We start from the raw sequence: 20,605 nt of genomic DNA, 5'->3' as shown, positions 1-20,605 counted from the left end.
AAACTACACGAGTCCAGTGGACGCCTGGATCGCACGTACATACGGTGTCATGCACACAGCCGGTGCGAACCGGTCTGCATGTCGACCCTTCCTACTCGCGCTTGCACGGAGTAGTGCACTGGTCTTCCGTATCACGTCCGAGCGCCGTCCCACACTTAAGGGGCACGGTTCGGATGTGATCCGGGGTATGGACCCACTGGGATTTGAACCCAGGGCTTCCTCCTTGCAAAGGAGGTGCTCTGCCGCTGAGCTATGGGCCCGACGCCGAATCCGCAATTGTTAGCCCTAGTAGTTCAAAGGTGCCCGGTCGACGGGTGTCGTCGGACGCTGTGAAAGGTGGGTCAGGCGCGTCGGCCTGATCCCGATCGTTAGGAGGTGATCCAGCCGCAGATTCCCCTACGGCTACCTTGTTACGACTTAAGCCCCCTTGCGAAGCCCAGATTCGACCATCGCATGATGGCCTCATCCGGACCTCACTCGGGTGCTTTGACGGGCGGTGTGTGCAAGGAGCAGGGACGTATTCACCGCGCGCTTATGACACGCGATTACTACCGAATCCAGCTTCATGTGGGCGAGTTTCAGCCCACAATCCGAACTACGACCGAGTTTAGGGGATTAGCGCTACCTCTCGGTATTGCATCCCATTGTCTCGACCATTGTAGCCCGCGTGTTGCCCGGCACATTCGGGGCATACTGACCTACCGTTGCCCGTTCCTTCCTCCAACTTAGCGTTGGCAGTCCTTCTAGTGTACCCAACTACCACAAGGGTATTGCTGGCAACTAGAAGTGCGGGTCTCGCTCGTTGCCTGACTTAACAGGACGCCTCACGGTACGAGCTGACGGCGGCCATGCACCTCCTCTCAGCAGCGTCGAGTAAAGTCGTCAACCTGACTGTCATTACTGCTGTCGGTGCCGGTGAGATGTCCGGCGTTGAGTCCAATTAAACCGCAGGCTCCTCCGGTTGTAGTGCTCCCCCGCCAATTCCTTTAAGTTTCATCCTTGCAGACGTACTTCCCAGGCGGCTCGCTTCTCGGCTTCCCTACGGCACAGCGCAGGCTCGTAGCCTGCGGCACACCTAGCGAGCATCGTTTACAGCTAGGACTACCCGGGTATCTAATCCGGTTCGAGACCCTAGCTTTCGTTCCTCACCGTCGGGTCCGTCTTTCTGAGGCGCTTTCGCCACCGGTGGTCCGTCCAGGATTACGGGATTTCACTCCTACCCCGGACGTACCCCTCAGATCTTCCGGCCCCAAGCCAGTCAGTTTCCGCTGGACGCCGACGTGTTGAGCACGTCGATTTCCCAACAGACTTGACTGGCCGGCTACGAACGCTTTAGGCCCAATAATAGCGGCCATCACTCGTGCTGCCGGTATTACCGCGGCGGCTGGCACCGGTCTTGCCCAGCACTTGTTCCTGTACCACCTTACGGTACAGAAAAGCGAGGGCTATATGCCCTCGCACTCGGAGTCCCCCTATCGCACTGTCGTGCAGTGTAAAGGTTTCGCGCCTGCTGCGCCCCGTAGGGCCCGGTATCTTGTCTCAGATACCGTCTCCGGGCTCTTGCTCTCACAACCCGTACCGATTATCGGCACGGTGGGCCGTTACCCCACCGTCTACCTAATCGGCCGCAGCCACATCCTATGGCGCCGGAGCGTTTCCAGCTCTCGACACTCCAGTCTAAGAGCTGTATCAGGTATTAGCCTCAGTTTCCCGAGGTTATTCCTGTCCATAGGGTAGTTTGGCCACGTGTTACTGAGCTATCTGCCGCGGGTCTAAACCCGCGCGACTAGCATGGCTAAATCGGACTCCGATAGCAATGGCCTCCGGCAGGATCAACCGGAATGTCTCCCCGGAATGGGGAGGGTTAGGCGGGATCACGTCCACTGTTACCCGTGGACGTGGTCGCTATCGAAGAGCGTCCGACGACACTCGTCGACCGAGTGTCACCGAACTACTAGGGCTAACATCAGATCCCATCTTGACGGCGGACCGCAGGGGTGGAATCCTCATTTCTTCGGACCTGAACGTTGACCCGAGGGCATCATAAACCCTTCGAGTTCCGTTGGGCGAGAGGGTCTCGCCGTGTGGTCCAGATGGCCAGGGCGTGTCCCCGGCCGGGCATCGGTTGCATACTGTCCGAGCGCCCTGTTACACTTAAGGGCGTCGGATCCCAACTCGCTCCACTTCGAGGAACGAGTCGGGTGTTCGCATCCAATCCGAACACCCTGTTACACTTAAGGGCGTCGGATGGTGTCGAAGCCCGGCGGGGGCGTGCTGCCCTGCGCCGCTTCGTATTACATCCGATGGGCAGGGATTACTTAAGGGCGTCGAACGAACCCCGCTACGGCATGCGATTACATGGGTACGTGGCATCACTTTGAGTGACAGATAGTCACCACTCGATCACGGTCAGATTCAGGTTTGGCACGGCGTTCGAGCGCGTGCCCGAGAGAGGAATGTTGCGCAGCTGGAGGTCAGTCGATCATCCCGCGCAGTGGGCGTGACGGTCTGACTGAGTGTGGCCGCGCACGTGTACGTGAGCGGGCGAGAGATAAATCAGTCACGACACCGGTCGCGGTCGACCCAAGACACTGTCGGAACTCGAAGGGAGGCAAAAAAGTACAGAAGGTTGGCCGGTGTCAGATCTCGTCGAGGTGTTCGACACCCTGCTTGGAGACGTTCCCCTTCGTGATGTCGCCGGGCATCCAGCCGGGCTTGTCGTCGGGGGCTTCCTCCTCCCAGGCCCACCCTTCGTAGATGTGGACCTTGTGAGTCCCTTTCTCGCGGAGTCTGATCTTTTCGGGATCTGCGTCGTCTTCACTGCTGGCGGGATCGAGTCGTCGCGCAGCCTTGAGTGCTGCCTGACGTGGTGTGCCACCAGAGAAGACGCTCGTTTCGTCACCGTCCTGTGTTCGGAGCGCAAAATTGCGCTTGTCCTTGTCGCGTGCCATGGTTTTGACCGCTCCATGTCAATGGAACACATGACCCACCATAAATATACCCCCCAATTCGGGCAATTGTAGCCGGTAGTTTTATAAGTCCGAATTATCGGTATCGGAGTGATGTGGGGCCGGACCCACTGGACAAGACGGATCGACGAGCGGACCGACGGCCAGCGCTCAGACGAACTTGTAGAGGTAGTTGTCGTAGAGATCGGTCGCCTCTTCCTTGATACAGATCGTCGCGTACACTGCATCGTCGACGACGGCCGCGGGGTACATCGTCCAGAAGTACGCCGATTCCGAATACTGCCACCGAATGGTGCCGTCGCTCGCGTCCATGGCGACGAACGGCGTACTTCCGAAGTACAGCGTTCCGTCGGCGATTGCGGGGTTGGTCGGTGACATATCCGTGCCGACGTGCCAGTTTTGCTGACCGCTCGTAGCGTCGACCGCATAGCAGTTGCCGCGAGCGTCGACGGCATACAGCGTCTCCTCGGCGATCGATGGGGAGTCTGAGACCGTCGAAGCAGTGTCGAACGTCCACTGTTCTTCTCCGGAGGTAGCATCGAGCGCATGGATCTGGCCCGTAGTGTTCGTAACGTAGACCATACCGTTGGCGACGGTGGGTGCAGCGACCGACCGGCCGGGTGCTTTGAATATCCAGTGAGGGTCGTCAGCGCCGATATCGATTGCGTAGGCGAACGTCGTCCGTTCGCCATCGGCAGGGTCGTTGGCTGTCACGTACACCGTTCCGTCGGCGATGGCGGGCATCGCTTCGATCAGGTTCCGCTCCCCGGCTGGGACGACGAACTCCCAGCCGATCTCACCAGCTTCGTCGATTGCACGGACGCGCCCGCGGTCGTCGACGTTCTCTGCGAAATAGACCGTCCCGTCCCAGGCGGTCGGTGAGGGAACGACGTTCAGCTCTCGGGACCAGACACGCTCGCCGGTGTCGCGGTCGAGCGAGTAGAGCTTTGTCTGTTCGGAGTTCGATCCGCCGACGTAGACGCGATCTGCAGTCACCAGCGGGGAGAACGTCGCAACGCTGAGATCGAGTGGCGTCGACCAGTCGCCGTCACCGGTCTCGATGTCGACGGCATCGACGCTGGTTCCGGCTCCGGCATACGCCGTGTCGCCGGAGACCGTCGGTCCGGTGAGCGTATCGTAGCCCAGGGAGTGTTCCCACGCCATCTCCAGATCGGTGCCCGGTCCGCTCTCGACGGGGCTGTAGCGGGTGTTAGCGGGGTTAGCGTTTGCCACCGGCCAATCGACCGGGTCGTCGGCCGACGACGGAGTGTCCGACGATGCAGGCGACGATGCAGAGTCCGACGGGGACGATGCAGTCGGCGCGGTACACCCGGCGAACGCACCACCGAGGAGAGAGAGGACGGCACGGCGATCGAGGGAGGGAAGTTCGCTGTCCATGATGAGCGGTTTCTACGGTGGTAAAGGAATCTATCTATTTAATCTTCGGGGTCTTTGTATGAACAGAGAGTGAATCCTGTGTCAAGCGGATCCCGGCGTCAATCGCCGGTCTGGCCCGGGAACAGGCACGAGAAGGTCGAGACGGTCGTCGGTCCGCGACTCGCACGGTAGACTTAAGTATATCCTACGGCGAAGCACGGAGTAGGATAGCGAGATGGTGCGAAAGAAGAAGCTCAGCCCAAGTGGCGCCAAAGACGAAGATGGCGAGTACCACAACGTTCACATCAACATCCACGAGGACGAACTCGCAGTCGCTGGGATGGAGATCGGCGACGAGGTGTTCGTCCGTGTCAGGGACAACAAGATCATAATCCAGAAAGCAGATCCAGAGGACGTCGAACACGAGTTCTAAAGGCACCATCACAGGGAACGTCCCGCCGTTTCGCGACACGACGCGGAGACACATATGAATCTCTACGACATCGCACGCCCGTTGTTGTTCCAGTTACCAGCAGAGACAGCCCACAGTACAGTCCACGAGATGCTCTCGCTGGCCGATGACACCCCCATCGCATCGGCGATGAGTCGTCACTACGCCGTCGAAGACGACCGCCTCGCGGTCGATGCGTTCGGCCAGCACTTCTCGAACCCGGTCGGCGTGGCGGCGGGCTTCGACAAGAACGCCGAGATTCCCGGCGCACTCGGCGCACTTGGCTTTGGCTTCGTCGAGGTCGGCGGCGTCACGGCGGAGCCACAGACCGGAAACGCACGCCCGCGGATGTTCCGCCTGCGCGAGGACGAGGGGATCATCAACCGGATGGGGCTGAACAACCACGGTGCGGACATCGTCGGCAAGCGTTTGGCAGAGACGGACACCGCAGACCCCGTGGGCGTCAACATCGCCAAGAGCGAACACGTCGGCACCGACGACGCCCCGGCGGACTACCGGTACACCTACGAGCAAGTGGCTGAGGGAGGCGATTTCTTCGTGATCAACATCTCCTGCCCGAACTCACAGGGCTTCGAGGAACTCCAGAACAAGGAGTCGATGGCGGCGATCCTCGGCGAACTGCAGGACGCAGGCGCGGGACCGCTGCTCGTCAAACTCGCCCCGGACCTCCCGGAACCGGCCATCGAAGACGCCCTTTCGATCGTCCGGGACCTCGATCTGGACGGCGTCGTCGCGACCAACACGTCGACCGAACGCCCGGCCTCGCTGCGCAGCAAGAACCGCGTCGAGACAGGTGGGCTGTCGGGCAAGCCCATCGAAGAGCAGGCCACACAGATGGTTCGGTTCGTCGCCGAGCGCGTCGACGTGCCGGTCGTCGGCGTCGGTGGCGTCTCGACGGCCGAGGGAGCCTACCGGAAGATCCGTGCCGGCGCGACGCTCGTCGAACTGTACACCGCGCTGGTCTACGAGGGGCCGTCATTGGCCCGCGAAATCAACGAAGGATTGCTCGAACTGCTCGACGAGGACGGCTTCGACAGCATCGAAGACGCGGTCGGTGCGGACCTGTAGGCGGAGTGCTTATACTGTCAACTGTAATTCTGTGAAGAACTTCGCCACCACGGAGTGGCGAATATCTTGAAATAGTTACAGCCGACAGTATTAGGCGTCGCGCCACCGTCTCTCGGACGAATGGACCCACGTCAAGCAGTGCGAGCGGCAGTGGGGCAGTACTGGAAGCGCGCGCTGGCCGTCGTCCTCGCGGTCGTCGTGGTTGCGACGGCCGGCGGGGCGTTCTACTTCAGTCAGGGATTTCACGGGAGCGACGCGAGTATCGAGCAAGTGCGCTCGAACGGGAACGTCGCCGTCGAGCGAGCCAACGGCGGCTACGTCCTCTCGCCGGCGGGGACAGCGACGGCCCGGACAGCGCTGGTTTTCTACCCGGGCGCACGCGTGGAGCCGGACGCCTACCTGACGACGTTCGCACCGGTCGTCGAACGCGGCGGTGTCACCGTCTACGTTCCAGACCTGCCCCTGAACGTCGGACTGCTGGGTATCGGTACCGCAGGTGAGATCCGAAACGCGAACCCCAGCGTCGAGCAGTGGTACGTCGGCGGTCACTCGCTGGGCGGTGTCGCAGCCTGCCGCCATGGAGCGAACAACGCCGATGCCGTCGCGGGACTGATCCTCTTTGCCTCGTACTGCGATCAGAACGTGAGCGACTCGGGACTGGCCGCACTGAGTGTGACAGGCAGCCGCGACGGTGTGCTCGACCGCGAGGCATACGCGGACGCACGGGCCAGACTCCCGGCGGACGCACGGTACCACGAGATCGAGGGCGCGAACCACACGCAGTTCGGGAGCTATCGGGGCCAGCGTGGGGACCGGTCGGCGACGATCAGCTACGAGGAGGCTCACGATCGAATCGCCGCGGTCGTCGTCGAGTGGTTCGACGAGAACAGCAGTGAGAGAACGGCTGCGACGATCCTACACCAGCGCGTCTAACCGGAACTCGAAGGCCGCAACGGGCACTTCCAGATCGTGCTGCAACCACCTTTTTACTGCACGGGTGTCCTCGCTTCGCTGCGGGCACCCGCTTGTAAAAACGTGGGCGAAAAAGCGCTCGCTCCGCTCACGGGTCACCCCGTTCCCCGTTCGCATTCGAGACCCACCTACGGCGCGCCTCGCTCCGCTCGCGGGCTACTCCAGCGCGTCCAATCTAAATTCGAAGGCCGCAACGGGCACTTCCAGATCGTGTTCGACGAGCACTTCGGGGTGGACTTCGCCGATGACGCCGACTGCCTCGCCGTCGAGTTCGACGGCGGCGGTGCGGCCGTCGATGAACGTCGGGTGGTCCGTGGGTGGCGTCGCCAGTTCTTTGTCGAAGTTCGCTGCGATGGCCTGCAGGCGCGCCTTGGCGTCCTCGTAGGTGGCGTCGTGGCGCGCGACCGCGCCAGCCACGGTGCGGTGTTCGGCGACGTTGGTGTTCTCTGTCTCGTCGACCTCGGCAGCCAGTCCGATTTCGGCGAGGTCCTGGGGATAGGAGCGGTGCGTGTTGTTCTCCAAGACGAGCATGATCGAGGGCAGCGCCCACGAGCGAAGCATCGTGTAGTCTTCGCTGTAGGGTTCCTGGATCGTGACGGGGTCGCCGCCGCCGACCACGTCCGACCCGTGTTCGACGTTGAGTCGCTCGTAGTTCTCTTCCTCGCTGATCATGTAGAAGTTCAGCAGGTCCTCGAAGCCAAGCCCGACGAGCACGTTCCGAGCGGCCCGTTCGAGTTTCGAGCGGTCGCTGCGGCCGCCGACCGTCGACACGTCGGGATAGCGGGGTTCGAGCGTATTGAAGCCGTAGGCCCGTCCGAGGTCGTCGATCACGTCGATCGGGTGGAGCACGTCGACGCGGTACGGTGGCACCTCGATGTCGTAGGCCTCGACCTCGTCGGCGTCCGGGTCAGCGCGGCTGACGCCCAGTCCGGACCGTTCGGCCAGATCGGCCACGTCCCGCTCGTCCAGATCGACGCCGAGGATCGTCTCGATACGGTCGTGATCGACGGTCTTGGTCTTGGTCTGGAAGTCGGGGCGGACGAACGAGCGGCCCGAATACTCGCCGGGCGCGTCGTCGGCATAGCTCACCTCGACGGACTCGATGGTCCCGCCGCGGGCGTCGAGCGCGTAGCAGACGATCGCGAGCATGTGGTCGATCGTCCACTGGTCGGTGCCGGTCATCTCGATGAAGAGATCCCGTGAGTCCGTCGTGACTTCCGTGCGCTTGCCGTTGATGACTGGCGGGAACGAGAACAGGCCGATCGCGTCGTAGATCGCCGGCACGGTGTCCCAGCCCGCGACCAGATCAGCGTACTCGACGCCGATGTGGTGCTCGTCGAGGACTTCGGCGGGCGTCATCGCCGCGTCGCCCTCTAGGGGCACGAACTCCTCGCTCTCGGGGTCGATCCCGGTGTAGCGGATGGACTTCTCGACACCGTCGCCGGACGTGACGCGCGCATCGTCTCGCTCCGCCTCGGTCTGGTCGCCACTGGACGCCGAGCCGCCCTTCAGCATCGTCAGGTCGTGGACGCCGATCGCACCTTTGGCGCGCTGGCGACCCATCGTCGCGTGGAGCTTCTCTTGCAACTGGATCAGCGAGTCCAGGGAATCCTCGTCGAGGTCCAGCCCGCGGACGATGGCACCGGTGACGTAGGGGCGCTCTTCGGGCGTCCCGTCGACTTCGATGGTCCAGTCGGCGTCGTTCGTGGTCGGGACGTAGACGCCCCGGTCGTCGCCGTACTGGTAGCGCAGCGAGCGGGCGATCCCCTCGACGGAGAGTCGGTCGAGACGGTCGGGCGCGAATTCGAGTTCGAAGCCGCCCTCGGCGCTCTCGCCCTCGTATTCGAGGCCGAGGTTGAACAGGTCGTCTTTGAGTTCGTCGTCTGCTTTGTCGGCGTAGCCGGTCAGTTCTCGGAGTTCGTCGGGGTCGATTTCGACAGTTGGCATCAGTAGAGCACCTCCTCGGACCGCAGGAAGTCGAGATCCACGAGCGTGCCGTGCACGTCGCGGATGTCCTCGGCACCGGTCACCAGCATGAGCAGGCGTTCGAGGGCCAGCCCCCAGGCCATCACGTCACACTCGACACCGAGCGGTTCGAGCATCTCCGGGCGGAAGATCCCCGAATTCCCGATCTCGATCAGTTCGCCCGTCTCGGGGTGGCGACCGAACAGCTCGAAGCTCGGTTCGGTGTAGGGGTTGTAGTGGGGTTTGAACTGGATGTCCGTGATGCCGAACTGCTCGTAGAACTCCGTGAACGTGCCCATCAGGTCACGCACCGACAGCTCTTCGGCCATCACCCACCCCTCGATCTGGAAGAACTCCAGCAAGTGGGTGGCATCCAGCGTGTCGTTCCGGTAGGCCTTCTCGATGGAGAAGAACCGCTGGGGCGGTTCAAGATCGCCCATCGCTTCCCCGGAGAGATGACGGGCCGTCAGCGAGGTGGTGTGACCGCGCAGCGCCAGCGCTTTCGCGAAGTCCAGATCCCACGGCGAATGATACCCCTCGCCGTCGGGACCGACCCCGTTGCGGTGGGCGGACTCGACACGTTCGACGAGGTCCTCGGGCAGGTCGTCGATCTGGGCCGGCTGGTCGAGCGCGAAGCGGTCCCAGTGGTTGCGCGCGGGGTGGTCCTGTGGCATGAACAGGCAGTCGTTGATCCAGAAGTCCGCGTCGACGGTCGGTCCCTGCATCTCCTGAAAGCCCATCCCGACGAGCGTGTCTTTGACGTTCTCGGCCTGCTGGCGCAGGACGTGGGTCTTGCCAGTGCGGACCTCGTCGGCGTCGGCTTCGACGTTGTACTCTGCGAACTCCACGTCGGCCCACTCGCCTGAGGTCAGCAGTTCCGGCGTGACCTGTCCGACGGTCTCGGCGACCTCGACGCCCTCCATCAGGGCCGTCACGCCGTCGTCGGTCAGGCGCACGGAGCGCACCGTCGACTCGGCGATCTCGACGAGACCGCGCCGTTCGAGCTGTGAGAGCACGTCCGCGTCGTCGACGGTCTCGCCGTCGGCCAGTGCTTCGAGTGCCGCGGCCTCCGCGTCGGCGTCGGGGTCGGCGTCGGGGTCGGCCGACACCTCGCCGCTGTCGATCTGGCCGTACCCCTTGCGGGCGAAGTTCGAGAGTGCGATGTCGACGGCCGCACCGTCGAGACCGGCACCGCCGATGACCGGTCCCATTCCGGCGGGTTCGTCGGCGGCCCCGGCGTCGATGGCTGCACGATAGAAGCGAACCTCGGGCAAGCCCTCGTCGAGATATTGGCGAGCCTCGTCGGTGAGTTCGGCGGACTCGACGGTCTCCTCGACGAGCGCGACCAGTCCGTCGTCTTCGAGCGCGAAGGCTGCGCCCGTGGCCGTCTCTGATTTCACACCGGCCTCGTCGGCCAGCGCGTCGATCCGTCTGGCGTCGTCTGCGTCGGCAGCCTTCAAGAGGGCCACCTGTGCCTGTGGTAATCGCATCGTGGTCGTTGTCGGATACACTGCGGGTTCGTCAGTTAACGGTTCTCACTTGCCGCCGAACGGTTTCGTCGGGAGTCCTCGCCCGAGTCGTCCCGAGTCCGCCGTCGGTCAGACGTCGAAAAAGAAGTCGAACCCCGACTGCACTGCTGGCTCGCGCGCTGCACGCCGGTTCCGGGATTCGGATGGCATATGCGAACCGTTGCCGTGGCGAGGCAAAAACGTTGTGGCGATGTGAGCGCGTTCGATAACGTCCAGTGGACGGCGCAGTCTCCACACGTTTTTGCCCGCCCGTTCCTAACGACCGTCAATGAGTCGCGCCCGCAAGCCCGACTGGCTGAAGATGCGGCCGCCGTCGGGACAGCGCTTCACGGAGATCAAGCAGTCGCTGCGCGAGCGGGACCTCCACACGGTCTGCGAAGAAGCGAATTGCCCCAATATGGGCGAGTGCTGGAGCGGTGAGGACGGCCCCGGCACGGCGACGTTCATGCTGATGGGCGATCGGTGTTCCCGGGGCTGTAACTTCTGTGACGTGGAGACCGGCGGGATGGAGCCACTCGACCCCGACGAGCCAGCGAACGTCGCCGACGCCGTCGCCGACATCGGTCTCGATTACGTCGTCCTCACGTCGGTCGACCGGGACGACCTGCCCGATCAGGGCGCGGGCCACTTCGCCGAGACGATCCGGGCGATCAAGGATCGGGACCCGTCGATCCTCGTCGAGTGTCTGATCCCCGACTTCCAGGGCGACCCCGACTGTGTCCAGCAGATCATCGATGCCGGCCCGGACGTGATCGCCCACAACATCGAGACCGTCGACCGCCTGCAGTGGCCCGTGCGAGACCGGCGGGCGGGGTACGCACAGTCGCTGTCGGTGCTGGGACAGGTGGCCCGCGAGTCCGAGATACACACGAAAACGAGCCTGATGCTGGGCGTCGGCGAGTACGCCCACGAGATCTATCAGACCCTCTCGGATCTGCGGGAGGTCGGCGTCGACATCGTGACGCTGGGCCAGTATCTCCAGCCCTCCCGCTCGCATCTGGAGGTCAGCGAGTACGTCCACCCCGACGCCTTCGACACGTGGCAGCGGGTCGCCGAGGAGGAACTGGGCTTTACCTACTGTGCGTCGGGGCCGATGGTGCGCTCGTCGTACCGGGCCGGCGAGCTGTTCACCGAGGCGCTACTGGACGGCGTCGACCCCGCAGTGGCTCGCGAGCGAGTGCGGAGCCAGTAGACAGCTACGGGGCGGCGAGAATCGTGGCCGATCCGAGGCCGAGCGATCAGCTGTTGCGGATCTTCTCGCGGACCCAGACGCCGGACTCTTTCAGGTTCTCTTTGGTCCACGGACCGCTGGGCAGCGAGCCTTCCTTCCAGGCGGCACCCGAGCGTTTGTCGTCGGAGTAGTTCCAGTTCGTCCAGCTAATGTCGTACTCGTCCATGAGGTCGACGTACTGCTGGGCCGACTCGAAGTCGTTGTCGCCGTCGCCGGTGTACTCCTGTGCGCCCCACTCCGAGACGAAGACGGGCAAGCGCTGGGCTGCCCATTCGAGTTCGTCGCGGTAGGACTGGCCGTGGGAGGCCGCGTAGAAGTGGAAGGTGTACATGAAGTTCTCGGCGTCGACGGGGTCGTCGACGATGTCCTGTGCGCTGGCACCGTCGGAGACGCCAAGCGACGCCCAGCCGTGGGTGCCACACATGACGACTGCGTCGGCGTCGTGCTCGCGGATCACGGGCACCATCTCCTCGGCGTAGCCCCGGATCCGCGACCACTCCACGTCGTTTGGTTCGTTGGCGATGTCGTAGAGGACGTTGTTCTTGTCGGCGTGTTTCGGGACCACGTCGTTGAAGAACTGCTTGGCGAGGTCGATGTTCTCCCAGGGGTCGCCCGGTGAGAGCTGGTGCCAGTCGACCAGCGCGTACATGCCCCGGTCGGTCGCTTCCTCGACGAAGCGATTGACCTCCTCGGTGAAGCCCTCGGGGTCGGTCTCGTAGCCGCCTTCCTGGACGTACAGCGAGATCCGCAGGACGTCGGCGTTCCAGTCGTCGGCCAGCGCGTCCAGCCCGGCGTCGGTGATGCAGTCCTCCCAGCCGTACCACTGGATGCCGTGCGTGCTCATCCCGGTGAGCTGGACGGGATCGCCCCCTTCGTCGACGAGCTGGGTCCCGTCGACCTGTAGCTGACCGTGGCGCCTGACCGGTGTCGCCTCGTTGCTCTCTTCGGAGACCGAGACGGTCCGGGTCGTCGTCGCGGTCGCGCCGTCGTCGTCCGTGACCGTCAGTTCGACCGGGAAATCACCCTCGGTCTCGTAGACGTGGGTCGCGGTCTCGCCCGTCGCCGTCGCCCCGCCGCCGAAGTCCCACTCGTAGCTGGTGATCGTGCCGTCGGCGTCGCTCGATGGGCTGGCGGCGACGGTGAACTCCTGGCCCGGTCGGATCTCGGAGGGGTAGCCAAAGGCCGCCGAGGGTGGGGTGTTCGGGTTCTCGACACACGATCCGACTTCGGTCCACGGTCCCCAGTCGCTGGCCCCCGGCTCGTCGCCGCTGGTCCACCACGACGCCTCCCAGAGGCTGCCGTCGTGAACCGCCTGATCGCCGCTCTGGTACGTGGCGCTGGCATCCCACGATGCGACAGCCGAACAGTCCGGGCCGCCGGGCGTGCCATCGTCCGGCGTACCGTCGTCCGGCGTTCCGTCGTCGCTCCCCCCACAGGAGCCGACCGTCGTCCAGACGCTCGCACTTTCGGACGGTTCGGTCCCCTTGGTCCACCACTCGGCGGTCCAGAGCGTGCCATCGTAGCGCACGCGGTCACCACCGGTGTAGGTCGCGCTGTCGTCCCACTCGGGGACGCCGGTACAGTCTGTGGCCGATGCGAACCCGGAGACACCGGCAAAGCCGGCGAGTCCGGGGATCGTCTTGAGAAGATTGCGTCGTTTCATGGTTCGAATCCGGTGACACCCATCCCAACACCCACGTGGCCGACACACTCGTGGCGGCCGGGTGGTCGGTGTGTCAGTACCATACATAATTTCCACGATGAAAGTTTCTACGATTTTCTAGATAGGGCATTCACTCATAGCTGGCAGATTCGAAAATAGCCAAAGTGCGAGCCGTCGCCACGGTCGTGGACTGTCGGTGGCAGACACCGGCCACCTCCAGCGATACCAGAACGGAGCCGAGAAACACTGCCAGCACACGATTTATTGTCCGTCACTGCGATGGGCGAGCATCGACAGACGAAGCGCTGACCGACCGGACGAGACGGACGATACGCCGACCGTCGAGGCACTCCTGCGCTCGGCAGATGTCCTCGAAGAGACGCCCGATGGCACCGACGTGCGGCTGACAGACGCCTTCGAGCGGGCGCTCTCCGAGCGGATCGAGCAGTTGCGCGGGGGCGACCGTGCGCTGAAGTGGTTGGCGGCCGCCCGCGGGATCGATCCCGACGAGATCACCGTGCGGAGCGACGCCGACCGCTTCGTCGTCGCTCACGACGGCGAGACGGTCGGTGCGTGGCACTCCGAAGCGGGCTTCGTGGCGGCAATCGCCGCCGAACCGACCGTCAGGGAGTGGGTCGACGAGGAACGACTGGCCGACCTCCCGGAGGAAGCGCGCGCAGAACTGGCACCACGACTGGTGATCTGCCTCGAACGGTGTCCGAGCTGCGACGGCGCGCTGGCGTTCGTCGACCGGACCGACGACGGGACAGCGGGAGTCGCCCTGACCTGTGAGGACTGTGGCGCGGTCGTGGCGACGGTCCCGAGCGTCGAGGCCGACGAATAGGGTATAAACGCTTCGGTGGTCTGCACCGGTTGTCGACTGGCAGCTTGTTTTAGCATGGCTGGCAGCCACGTACAGGGTAGATGCCATTCGACGACCACAGACACACACGTCGGGAACTGCTGCGTTCGGGGGGCACAGCACTCGCGACCGGCGCGCTGGCGCTCTCGGCTGGCTGTTCCGGTCTGCCACCGCTGGGATCGGCGGTCAGGTACGGCGCTGTCGACGCGCCGGACGCGCGAACGCCGACCTATCGGAACTGGCTCCCCGCGCCGTCGGCGTTGCCCGGCAGCGACGGCGATGGAGACGATCCCGCGGGAAACAGCGAGGACGTGATGGTGTACGCGCCGCCACCGGCCGACGCACCGGCGTGGACCAGAGCCAGTATCGCGCGGTCGCTGATCACCGTTCGCGCGGATTACGTGGGCGTCGACATCGACGACGTGGACGTGGCCTTCGCGACCGGCTTCGGCGACGAATCGGGCGGCGCGGTCCTGCTGGGCGACGTGGATCAGCCGGCGGTCAGGGAGACGGTCGAACAGACACCGTACGAACCCGCGGAAAGCGACACACATCCTGCCCTGTACACACGCTCGGACGTTTCCCGCTCGGTCGCCGTGTTCGAGAACGGACTGGTGTTCGCAGACGACCCGCACGCTCGCGAGACCATCGACGCGGTCGTGGCGGCCGGTCGCGGCGAGGCCCCGCGACTCCACGAACGGGACGACGACTTCGCCGCGCTCACCGACAGCGCCGGCCTTCGCCGCTGGGCGTGGCTCTGGCCGAGCGGGGTCGGCCACGCGACCGGTGGCGGCATCCGCGAAGACACCGTCGGCTGGGCGACCAGCTTCGATCACCGCGGAGAGACGGCGTATCTCGTCCAGACGTGGGTGTTTCCGCCGTCGTTCGATCTGACGGCAGGAAAAGTGAAGACGGCGCTCAAAGCCGAAAGCCGGGTGGGGCTACCCAGAGCCTCGGACGCCTCGGCAGTCGACGTGTCGGTCGACGGCCGAGTCGCCACCATCGAGATGCAACTGGGACGGTCGACGTTTCGGTCGGCGACGGAGACGGCGCTCGTGACGCCGTTCGTCACGTGGAGCGCGAGCCACGACGCCACGGCCGAGCGTCTGACCATCCGCCACGAGGCTGGTGATCCAGTCCGAACAGACTGGCTCTGGATCGCCGGCCTGAGCGAAGACCGGCAAAGCGTCGACACACAGGAACTGGGCGACCGCATGGAGCCGGGCGAGTCGCTGACGGTCTCGACGGCAGCGGCCCAGCAGGACGGGACCGTTCGACTCGTCTACAGACACCCAGAGGAAGACGGGAGCAAGACACTGTTTACCTACGATCTCTCATGACCGGATACCACCGCCTGTCGAAGGCTGGCCGTGCGGCCGAACACACCCGAGACGACAGCACACAGATACTTATGCCACAGGCACCCGACGAGACGGGCGTGTCCGACGAGCCGGCGCTTGCGACGCTACTCGATCTCCTCGACGACGCGCACGTCAGGACCATCCTCACGGCGACGAGCGTCGAGCCGCTGAGCGCGAAGGAACTGAGCGACCGCTGTGACGTGTCCCAGGCGACGGTCTATCGTCGCCTCGATCGGCTGACCGACGCCGACCTCGTCGCCGAACGGACGCGCCCCCGCGCCGACGGCCACCACGACACCGTCTACACGGCGACACTCGACGAGGTGTCGATCAGGCTTCGGGACGGCGACCTGACCTTCGACCTCGATCGGCGAGGCGACGACGTGGCCGACCGGCTCACCCGGCTGTGGGAGGAGTTCTGAGATGGAGGTGTTCTCCGGCTTCACGACCGTCGGGCTGGCGGCGACGGCCGCCGCGGCGGTAGCCTCGGCGGTGGGGCTGTACATCGGCTATCAGGCATATCGTGGCCTGCGCCGACACGACAGCGCCCCGATGCGCTATCTCTCCGTCGGGATGGTCCTGCTCTTTGGCGTCGCCTACGTCGTCGCCTTCTCCGGGACCGCACTGTTACGGGTCGGCCGGCTCCCACTACTGTACCAGGACTACTTCCGTCTCGTCGTGCGCCTGCTCCAGCTTTCGGGCCTGCTGTGTATCGCCTACTCCCTGCACCTGACGCGATCGGACAACGGCTCCACGGAGTGACAGGACACCAGCGGGCGGAGCAACGATCGACCCCGTTTCGGGTACATAGCAGTCGGTAGCAGACCAGTCGTCGATATATTCCACTTAGCGAGCTTCTTACACCAGACTGTCGATCGTTCGGTATGAGTGTTCTCGCGAACAGCGAATTCGAATCGACGTTGCTCGAACGGATCATCCCCGCGCGACCCCACATTCCCGAAGACCCTGCCCCGGGGAACTACGTCGTGATCGACGTGGCGCAGTTCTCGACGACGGTCCCCGAACTGTTCGCCAACGGTGCGGAGTACATCTACATCACCGAGGAGCGCGGCAACGAACCGGACTTCAGGGAGGAACACCCGCGAGCGAGGATCGGCGGCGGCTCCGGCGACGACTACGAAGGGTGGGACGACTACGACTTCTTCAACTCCCCGAGCTTCGTCCAGGACGTGGACGTGGCCGGTCGGCCAACAGCGATGACCTCCACCAACGGAGGCAACGCCGTGACGGACCTCCGACTCGCCGGCGGCGACGACGTGGACGTGTACGTCGGCGGCCTCACCAACGGGCAGGCCGTCGCCGAGTACCTCCGGGAGAGCGAGCGCGACACCTACTTCGTCGCCGCGGGGTCGAACGGCAAGCCCTCGCCGGAGGACACGGTCGGCGCGCTGTTTATTGCCCGTCACCTCCATAATCGACCACCGACTGACGAGCGCCGCGAGACCTACCGCGAGGTCGTGACATTCGGCAAGGGGCCCAAATACGAACACAAGCCCCAGATCAAGCGGACGGACCTCTACGAGTATACGCTCGCGTTCGACAGCCGCGACGTGGTCCCCAAACTCGAGGGACAGCGGCTCTACGATGTCAGCGGCGAGACACCCAACTAATGCCGACCGACGTTCACACCCACACGACGTTCTCCGACGGCTCCGACCTCGACACGATGATCGCGGCCGCCGAACGCGCCGACCTCGACGGTCTCGGAATCACCGACCATTGCATCGTCACCGACGACAGTTTCGGCCGACGGGCGCAGTACGATCTGGTCGAGACCTACGAGCGGCGCCGCGACGTGATCGACGCGGCCCGCGAGCAGACCGGCCTGCGACTGTACGACGCCGCCGAGATGAGCTACGTCGCGGACGACGAGGACGCCATCGCCGCCTTCCTCGACGAGGCAGGCTTCGCGTACACCATCGGCAGCGTCCACTTCGCCGGCCCGTACGACTACACGAGCGCCAGCCAGTACGCCGACGCGGACACCGAACAACGGCGAGCGGCCGTCGAACGCTACTACGACGCCGTCGTCGCGCTGATCGAATCCGAGCTGTTCGACGTGCTGGGCCATCTGGATCTGCCCGAGCGGATGGCCCCGCTGCGGCGTCACACCACCCGCACCGATTACGAGCGCGTGGCGGCGGCACTGGCCGATTCGACGACCGTCCCGGAGGTCAACGCCGGCCGCGTCCACCGCTCACTCGGCCGCGTCCACCCCGATCCCGCCATGTTCGACGTGTTCCGTGAGTACGACGTGGGATTCGTGCTGGGCACGGACAGCCACGCACCGATCGAGATCGAGGAGCGCGTGCCAGCGATGCGCGAAGTCGTCACGGAGCGGGATCTCGAAATCGTCGGGATCGACGCGCTTGTCGAGTAACGGGGTCGTTCAGGAGACCGGCGAGACAGCGCCAGTCAGAAGACGATCCAGACCAGCGCGACGAACAGCAACGACCCGAAGACGAACGACACGTCTCTCGGGGCGATCATCATGTGGCCGGTCCGGAGCGCCTGACTCTCCGGATCGCCCAGCGACCGCGAGAACCCCTTGGTCTCCATCGCTTCGACAGTGACGCGGGCCCGCTTGGCGACGTTGAAGATCAGCGGGTAGAACGCCTTCGCCGACAGGACGACGAGGTACTTGTAGTAGCGCCACTTCAGGAACCCCTTCTGTTCGGGGACTTTGCTGCGGAGCCGGAAGGAGTTGATTAGCGCGTGGTACTCCTCGACCAGCAGTGGCATCATCCGATAGCCGTAGGTGATCGCGAAGGTGAGCTGTCGCGGGACCCCGAGTCTGAGCAGGCCCTGGCTGATCTTCTGGGGACTCATCGCCGAGAAGACGGCGAGGCTGATGACCGAAATGATCGTCAGTTTCAGGAAGAAGGGGACGACGGCACCGACGGCGTCGATCCCGACCTCCTGACTCGTCAGGGCCGTCTGGATCCCCTGCCCGGCGGCCGTCCCGACGATGGCGAGGACCTCGCCCAGCACCGACGCGTCCAGCGCGAGCACGCCCTGGATCACACGGTCGGTGTTGGCACCCAGATACCCGAACGCCTCGACGAGTCCGCCCATCAGCGGCACCAGCACGACGAAGAAGCCGACGTTGGTGAGCTGGCCAAAGAGGAGCAGCGCCAGCAAGTACTTGCTGACCTGCGAGAGCGCCGCGAGGACGAACGTAGCCGCCAGCAGGACGGCCAGTGGAGCAGTGTCGTAGAACAGCCAGGGGACGATCATGAAGAGGACGCTCCACAGCAGGACGACCCGTGGGTCGAACGTGTTCAACAGCGCCCGGTCGTTGTCGTAGGCGGTCCGCATCAGATCGACCTTGATGTCGGCGATCGAGATGTTCGTCAACGAATCGACGTAGCTCATCGTGCCTCCGTCAGTCGCTCGACCAGCGCGTCGGTGGTCAGTGCAGGGGACTCGAACCCGAGGCGGTCGCTCAGTTCGACCACCTGAGGCGGTCGCAGATCCGTCCGAGCGAGCAGTTCGGGGTTCGAGAACACCGATCCGGGGGGTTCGTCCGCGATGATCGCGCCACCGTCCATCACGATCACCCGGTCGGCCCACGACGCCACCAGCTGGAGGTCGTGGGACGCGATGACGACCGTCTCGACGTGGCTCTCGGCTTTCCGGAGCATCCCAGTCACCTCTTTGCGGCTCTGGAGATCGAGACTCCCAGTGGGCTCGTCGAGCAACACGACCGTCGGGTCCGTCGCCAGTCCGATCCCCAGGGAGGCCCGACGCTGCTGGCCGAGGCTCAACAGTCGACCGTCCCGGTCGGCGAGGTGTTCGAGATCGAGATACGCGAGAATATCGTCGACACGCTCCCCGACGTTCTCTGCGCCGCGGTTGCGGAGGTAGTAGCCCACATCCTTCCGGACGGTGTCCTCGACGAACATCTCCTCGGGGTTCTGGTGGATGTAGACGGTCTCGTTGGCCAGCTCCTCGGGCAAAGTCGCGCTGGTGTCTCGACCCAGAACAGTTACGCTCCCCTCGTCGGGGGATTCGAGGCCGGTGATCAACCGCAGGAGCGTCGACTTCCCAGCGCCGTTCGCGCCGACGAGCGCGACTCGATCACCCCGATACAGCTCCAGGTCGAGCCCGTCGAGCACCTGTTTGTGCCCCTCGCGTAGTGTCGGGTACCCGTGGCCGACGTTCGACAGTGTGACCAGCGCCTCGTCGGTCGCGGCGCCAGCGCCAGCGCCACGGCCGTCGGCGACCGGCCGGCCATCGTCGATCCGTTTGGTCGATGGGGCGAACGCTTCTGTAGCCTCGTCGACGGTGACGGGATAGCGCCCGTCGGGGAGCGTCCCGCGATCGTCTGGGAGGGCATCGGCGATCTGGGTGACCTGCGGCGGGTGGATGTCGTGGGCCAGCAGGTCGTCGAGTCGATTGAGTCCGACCTCGACCGGTTCTTTCCAGGCGACGCCACCGTCCGAAACCAGCACCATCTCCTCGCAGTAGTCCGCGATGAACTCGGAGTGGTGTTCGATGACGATGACAGTCTTGTCCTGCTCCTCGTGGAGCCACTGGAGTTGCTCGTAGGCCTCGCGGGCGTTGATCGGATCGAGCTGGGCCGCCGGTTCGTCGACGATCACGAACTCGGGGTCCATCGCGAGGACGCTCGCGAGCGCGACGAGGTGTTGCTGGCCGCCGGACAGTTCCCAGATGAATCGGTCGTCGAGGTGTTCGAGACCGACCGTCTCCAAGGCCCGCGTGGCCCGTTCCTCGTAATCGTCGAGCCCGTGGTTCAGCGGGGCGAACTCAACGTCGTCCCGGACTGTCGACTGGACCAGCTGGTTCTCGAAGTCCTGAAACACGTAGCCCACGTGAGTCGACAGTTCCGCCACGTCTGACCCGCGCGTGTCCGTGCCGGTAACGGTCACGGACCCGTCGAACTGACCCTCGAAGAAGTGGGGGATAATACCGTTGAACGCCTTACACAGTGTCGTCTTGCCGCTGCCGTTGCCGCCGACGATCGCCGTGAACTCTCCGGCTTCGATCTCGACCGAGACGTTGCGAAGAACGGCCTCGTCAGTACCGGGGTATCGGAACGTCAACTCGTCGACGGCGATGCGAGTATCACTCATGAAGAATCAGTCGATGATC

General features: G+C 64.3%; 17 protein-coding genes, 1 tRNA gene and 1 rRNA gene. 10 read left to right on the top strand and 9 right to left on the bottom strand.

The features are described 5' to 3' along the window. Window positions 1-188 precede the first annotated feature (188 nt). The 4 genes from AC5FRW_RS05255 to AC5FRW_RS05240 all read right to left on the bottom strand — a co-directional run bounded on the left by AC5FRW_RS05255 (window position 189) and on the right by AC5FRW_RS05240 (window position 4,367). A tRNA-Ala gene (locus AC5FRW_RS05255) sits at window positions 189-260 on the bottom strand. Window positions 261-370: 110 nt separating this feature from the next. After that, window positions 371-1,843, bottom strand: a 16S ribosomal RNA gene (locus AC5FRW_RS05250). A 796-nt stretch (window positions 1,844-2,639) separates the two neighbouring features. Continuing rightward, window positions 2,640-2,951, bottom strand: coding sequence for a non-histone chromosomal MC1 family protein (locus AC5FRW_RS05245; protein ID WP_493567371.1), 312 nt, complete (start codon window positions 2,949-2,951; stop codon window positions 2,640-2,642). 168 nt (window positions 2,952-3,119) lie between these two features. Next, window positions 3,120-4,367: an outer membrane protein assembly factor BamB family protein gene (locus AC5FRW_RS05240; RefSeq protein ID WP_493567370.1), complete on the bottom strand. Its 1,248-nt coding sequence runs from the start codon at window positions 4,365-4,367 to the stop codon at window positions 3,120-3,122. A gap of 214 nt (window positions 4,368-4,581) precedes the next feature. On the opposite strand from AC5FRW_RS05240, the gene AC5FRW_RS05235 reads away from it, so the two are divergent. The 3 genes from AC5FRW_RS05235 (at window position 4,582) to AC5FRW_RS05225 (ending at window position 6,819) form a co-directional block, all read left to right on the top strand. After that, window positions 4,582-4,779 (top strand): hypothetical protein, encoded by a 198-nt coding sequence (locus AC5FRW_RS05235; RefSeq protein ID WP_247005722.1) that lies wholly within the window; start codon window positions 4,582-4,584, stop codon window positions 4,777-4,779. 54 nt (window positions 4,780-4,833) lie between these two features. Continuing rightward, the gene (locus tag AC5FRW_RS05230) at window positions 4,834-5,886 is read left to right on the top strand and encodes a quinone-dependent dihydroorotate dehydrogenase (protein WP_493567369.1); all 1,053 of its coding nucleotides are present in this window, start codon (window positions 4,834-4,836) and stop codon (window positions 5,884-5,886) included. 120 nt (window positions 5,887-6,006) lie between these two features. Continuing rightward, window positions 6,007-6,819: an alpha/beta hydrolase gene (locus AC5FRW_RS05225; protein ID WP_493567368.1), complete on the top strand. Its 813-nt coding sequence runs from the start codon at window positions 6,007-6,009 to the stop codon at window positions 6,817-6,819. A 195-nt stretch (window positions 6,820-7,014) separates the two neighbouring features. Here AC5FRW_RS05225 and pheT read toward each other — a convergent pair whose 3' ends face one another. Further along, window positions 7,015-8,805, bottom strand: a complete 1,791-nt coding sequence (pheT, locus tag AC5FRW_RS05220) for a phenylalanine--tRNA ligase subunit beta (RefSeq protein ID WP_493567367.1) — start codon at window positions 8,803-8,805, stop codon at window positions 7,015-7,017. Next, window positions 8,805-10,313 carry a phenylalanine--tRNA ligase subunit alpha gene (gene pheS / locus AC5FRW_RS05215; RefSeq protein WP_493567366.1) on the bottom strand — a complete coding sequence of 503 codons (1,509 nt, stop codon included), beginning with the start codon at window positions 10,311-10,313 and terminating at the stop codon, window positions 8,805-8,807. Before pheS ends, pheT begins: the two co-directional genes overlap by 1 nt. Before the next feature lie 307 nt (window positions 10,314-10,620). On the opposite strand from pheS, the gene lipA reads away from it, so the two are divergent. Further along, window positions 10,621-11,544: a lipoyl synthase gene (lipA, locus tag AC5FRW_RS05210; protein ID WP_493567365.1), complete on the top strand. Its 924-nt coding sequence runs from the start codon at window positions 10,621-10,623 to the stop codon at window positions 11,542-11,544. A 46-nt stretch (window positions 11,545-11,590) separates the two neighbouring features. Here the strand turns inward: lipA and AC5FRW_RS05205 are convergent, their stop codons facing one another. Then, the gene (locus AC5FRW_RS05205) at window positions 11,591-13,246 is read right to left on the bottom strand and encodes a cellulase family glycosylhydrolase (protein WP_493567364.1); all 1,656 of its coding nucleotides are present in this window, start codon (window positions 13,244-13,246) and stop codon (window positions 11,591-11,593) included. A gap of 196 nt (window positions 13,247-13,442) precedes the next feature. Here AC5FRW_RS05205 and AC5FRW_RS05200 point away from each other — a divergent pair, with 196 nt between their 5' ends. The 6 genes from AC5FRW_RS05200 (at window position 13,443) to AC5FRW_RS05175 (ending at window position 17,870) form a co-directional block, all read left to right on the top strand. Next, window positions 13,443-14,090, top strand: a complete 648-nt coding sequence (locus AC5FRW_RS05200; protein ID WP_493567363.1) for a DUF8054 domain-containing protein — start codon at window positions 13,443-13,445, stop codon at window positions 14,088-14,090. 80 nt (window positions 14,091-14,170) lie between these two features. Further along, window positions 14,171-15,448: a hypothetical protein gene (locus AC5FRW_RS05195; protein ID WP_493567362.1), complete on the top strand. Its 1,278-nt coding sequence runs from the start codon at window positions 14,171-14,173 to the stop codon at window positions 15,446-15,448. A gap of 98 nt (window positions 15,449-15,546) precedes the next feature. After that, window positions 15,547-15,891, top strand: coding sequence for a helix-turn-helix domain-containing protein (locus AC5FRW_RS05190; protein ID WP_493567361.1), 345 nt, complete (start codon window positions 15,547-15,549; stop codon window positions 15,889-15,891). 1 nt (window position 15,892) lies between these two features. Beyond that, the gene (locus tag AC5FRW_RS05185) at window positions 15,893-16,231 is read left to right on the top strand and encodes a DUF7521 family protein (protein WP_493567360.1); all 339 of its coding nucleotides are present in this window, start codon (window positions 15,893-15,895) and stop codon (window positions 16,229-16,231) included. Between the two features lie 122 nt (window positions 16,232-16,353). Then, the gene (locus AC5FRW_RS05180; RefSeq protein ID WP_493567359.1) at window positions 16,354-17,100 is read left to right on the top strand and encodes a 2-phosphosulfolactate phosphatase; all 747 of its coding nucleotides are present in this window, start codon (window positions 16,354-16,356) and stop codon (window positions 17,098-17,100) included. Beyond that, complete coding sequence (locus AC5FRW_RS05175) at window positions 17,100-17,870, top strand: PHP domain-containing protein (protein WP_493567358.1); 771 nt, start codon at window positions 17,100-17,102, stop codon at window positions 17,868-17,870. Before AC5FRW_RS05180 ends, AC5FRW_RS05175 begins: the two co-directional genes overlap by 1 nt. A 35-nt stretch (window positions 17,871-17,905) precedes the next feature. On the opposite strand, the gene AC5FRW_RS05170 is transcribed toward AC5FRW_RS05175, so the two are convergent. Together AC5FRW_RS05170 and AC5FRW_RS05165 are read right to left on the bottom strand one after the other, a co-directional pair. Beyond that, window positions 17,906-18,865, bottom strand: a complete 960-nt coding sequence (locus AC5FRW_RS05170; RefSeq protein ID WP_493567357.1) for an energy-coupling factor transporter transmembrane component T family protein — start codon at window positions 18,863-18,865, stop codon at window positions 17,906-17,908. After that, on the bottom strand, window positions 18,862-20,586 hold the full coding sequence (locus AC5FRW_RS05165) for an ABC transporter ATP-binding protein (protein ID WP_493567356.1): 1,725 nt from the start codon (window positions 20,584-20,586) through the stop codon (window positions 18,862-18,864). Before AC5FRW_RS05165 ends, AC5FRW_RS05170 begins: the two co-directional genes overlap by 4 nt. Window positions 20,587-20,605 lie beyond the last annotated feature (19 nt).

It is taken from the genome of Halomicrobium sp. HArcht3-1 (assembly GCF_058933345.1).
Note: the sequence above shows the minus strand (reverse complement) of the source record. Positions and strands in the feature narration are given on the sequence as shown.

Excerpts from the sequence above, each read along its gene's own strand:
- AC5FRW_RS05245 (WP_493567371.1), bottom strand. The coding sequence starts at position 2,951 with ATGGCACGCGACAAGGACAAGCGCAATTTTGCGCTCCGAACACAGGAC.
- AC5FRW_RS05240 (WP_493567370.1), bottom strand. The coding sequence starts at position 4,367 with ATGGACAGCGAACTTCCCTCCCTCGATCGCCGTGCCGTCCTCTCTCTC.
- AC5FRW_RS05235 (WP_247005722.1), top strand. The coding sequence starts at position 4,582 with ATGGTGCGAAAGAAGAAGCTCAGCCCAAGTGGCGCCAAAGACGAAGAT.
- AC5FRW_RS05230 (WP_493567369.1), top strand. The coding sequence starts at position 4,834 with ATGAATCTCTACGACATCGCACGCCCGTTGTTGTTCCAGTTACCAGCA.
- AC5FRW_RS05225 (WP_493567368.1), top strand. The coding sequence starts at position 6,007 with ATGGACCCACGTCAAGCAGTGCGAGCGGCAGTGGGGCAGTACTGGAAG.
- pheT (WP_493567367.1), bottom strand. The coding sequence starts at position 8,805 with ATGCCAACTGTCGAAATCGACCCCGACGAACTCCGAGAACTGACCGGC.
- pheS (WP_493567366.1), bottom strand. The coding sequence starts at position 10,313 with ATGCGATTACCACAGGCACAGGTGGCCCTCTTGAAGGCTGCCGACGCA.
- lipA (WP_493567365.1), top strand. The coding sequence starts at position 10,621 with ATGAGTCGCGCCCGCAAGCCCGACTGGCTGAAGATGCGGCCGCCGTCG.
- AC5FRW_RS05205 (WP_493567364.1), bottom strand. The coding sequence starts at position 13,246 with ATGAAACGACGCAATCTTCTCAAGACGATCCCCGGACTCGCCGGCTTT.
- AC5FRW_RS05195 (WP_493567362.1), top strand. The coding sequence starts at position 14,171 with ATGCCATTCGACGACCACAGACACACACGTCGGGAACTGCTGCGTTCG.
- AC5FRW_RS05185 (WP_493567360.1), top strand. The coding sequence starts at position 15,893 with ATGGAGGTGTTCTCCGGCTTCACGACCGTCGGGCTGGCGGCGACGGCC.
- AC5FRW_RS05180 (WP_493567359.1), top strand. The coding sequence starts at position 16,354 with ATGAGTGTTCTCGCGAACAGCGAATTCGAATCGACGTTGCTCGAACGG.
- AC5FRW_RS05175 (WP_493567358.1), top strand. The coding sequence starts at position 17,100 with ATGCCGACCGACGTTCACACCCACACGACGTTCTCCGACGGCTCCGAC.
- AC5FRW_RS05170 (WP_493567357.1), bottom strand. The coding sequence starts at position 18,865 with ATGAGCTACGTCGATTCGTTGACGAACATCTCGATCGCCGACATCAAG.
- AC5FRW_RS05165 (WP_493567356.1), bottom strand. The coding sequence starts at position 20,586 with ATGAGTGATACTCGCATCGCCGTCGACGAGTTGACGTTCCGATACCCC.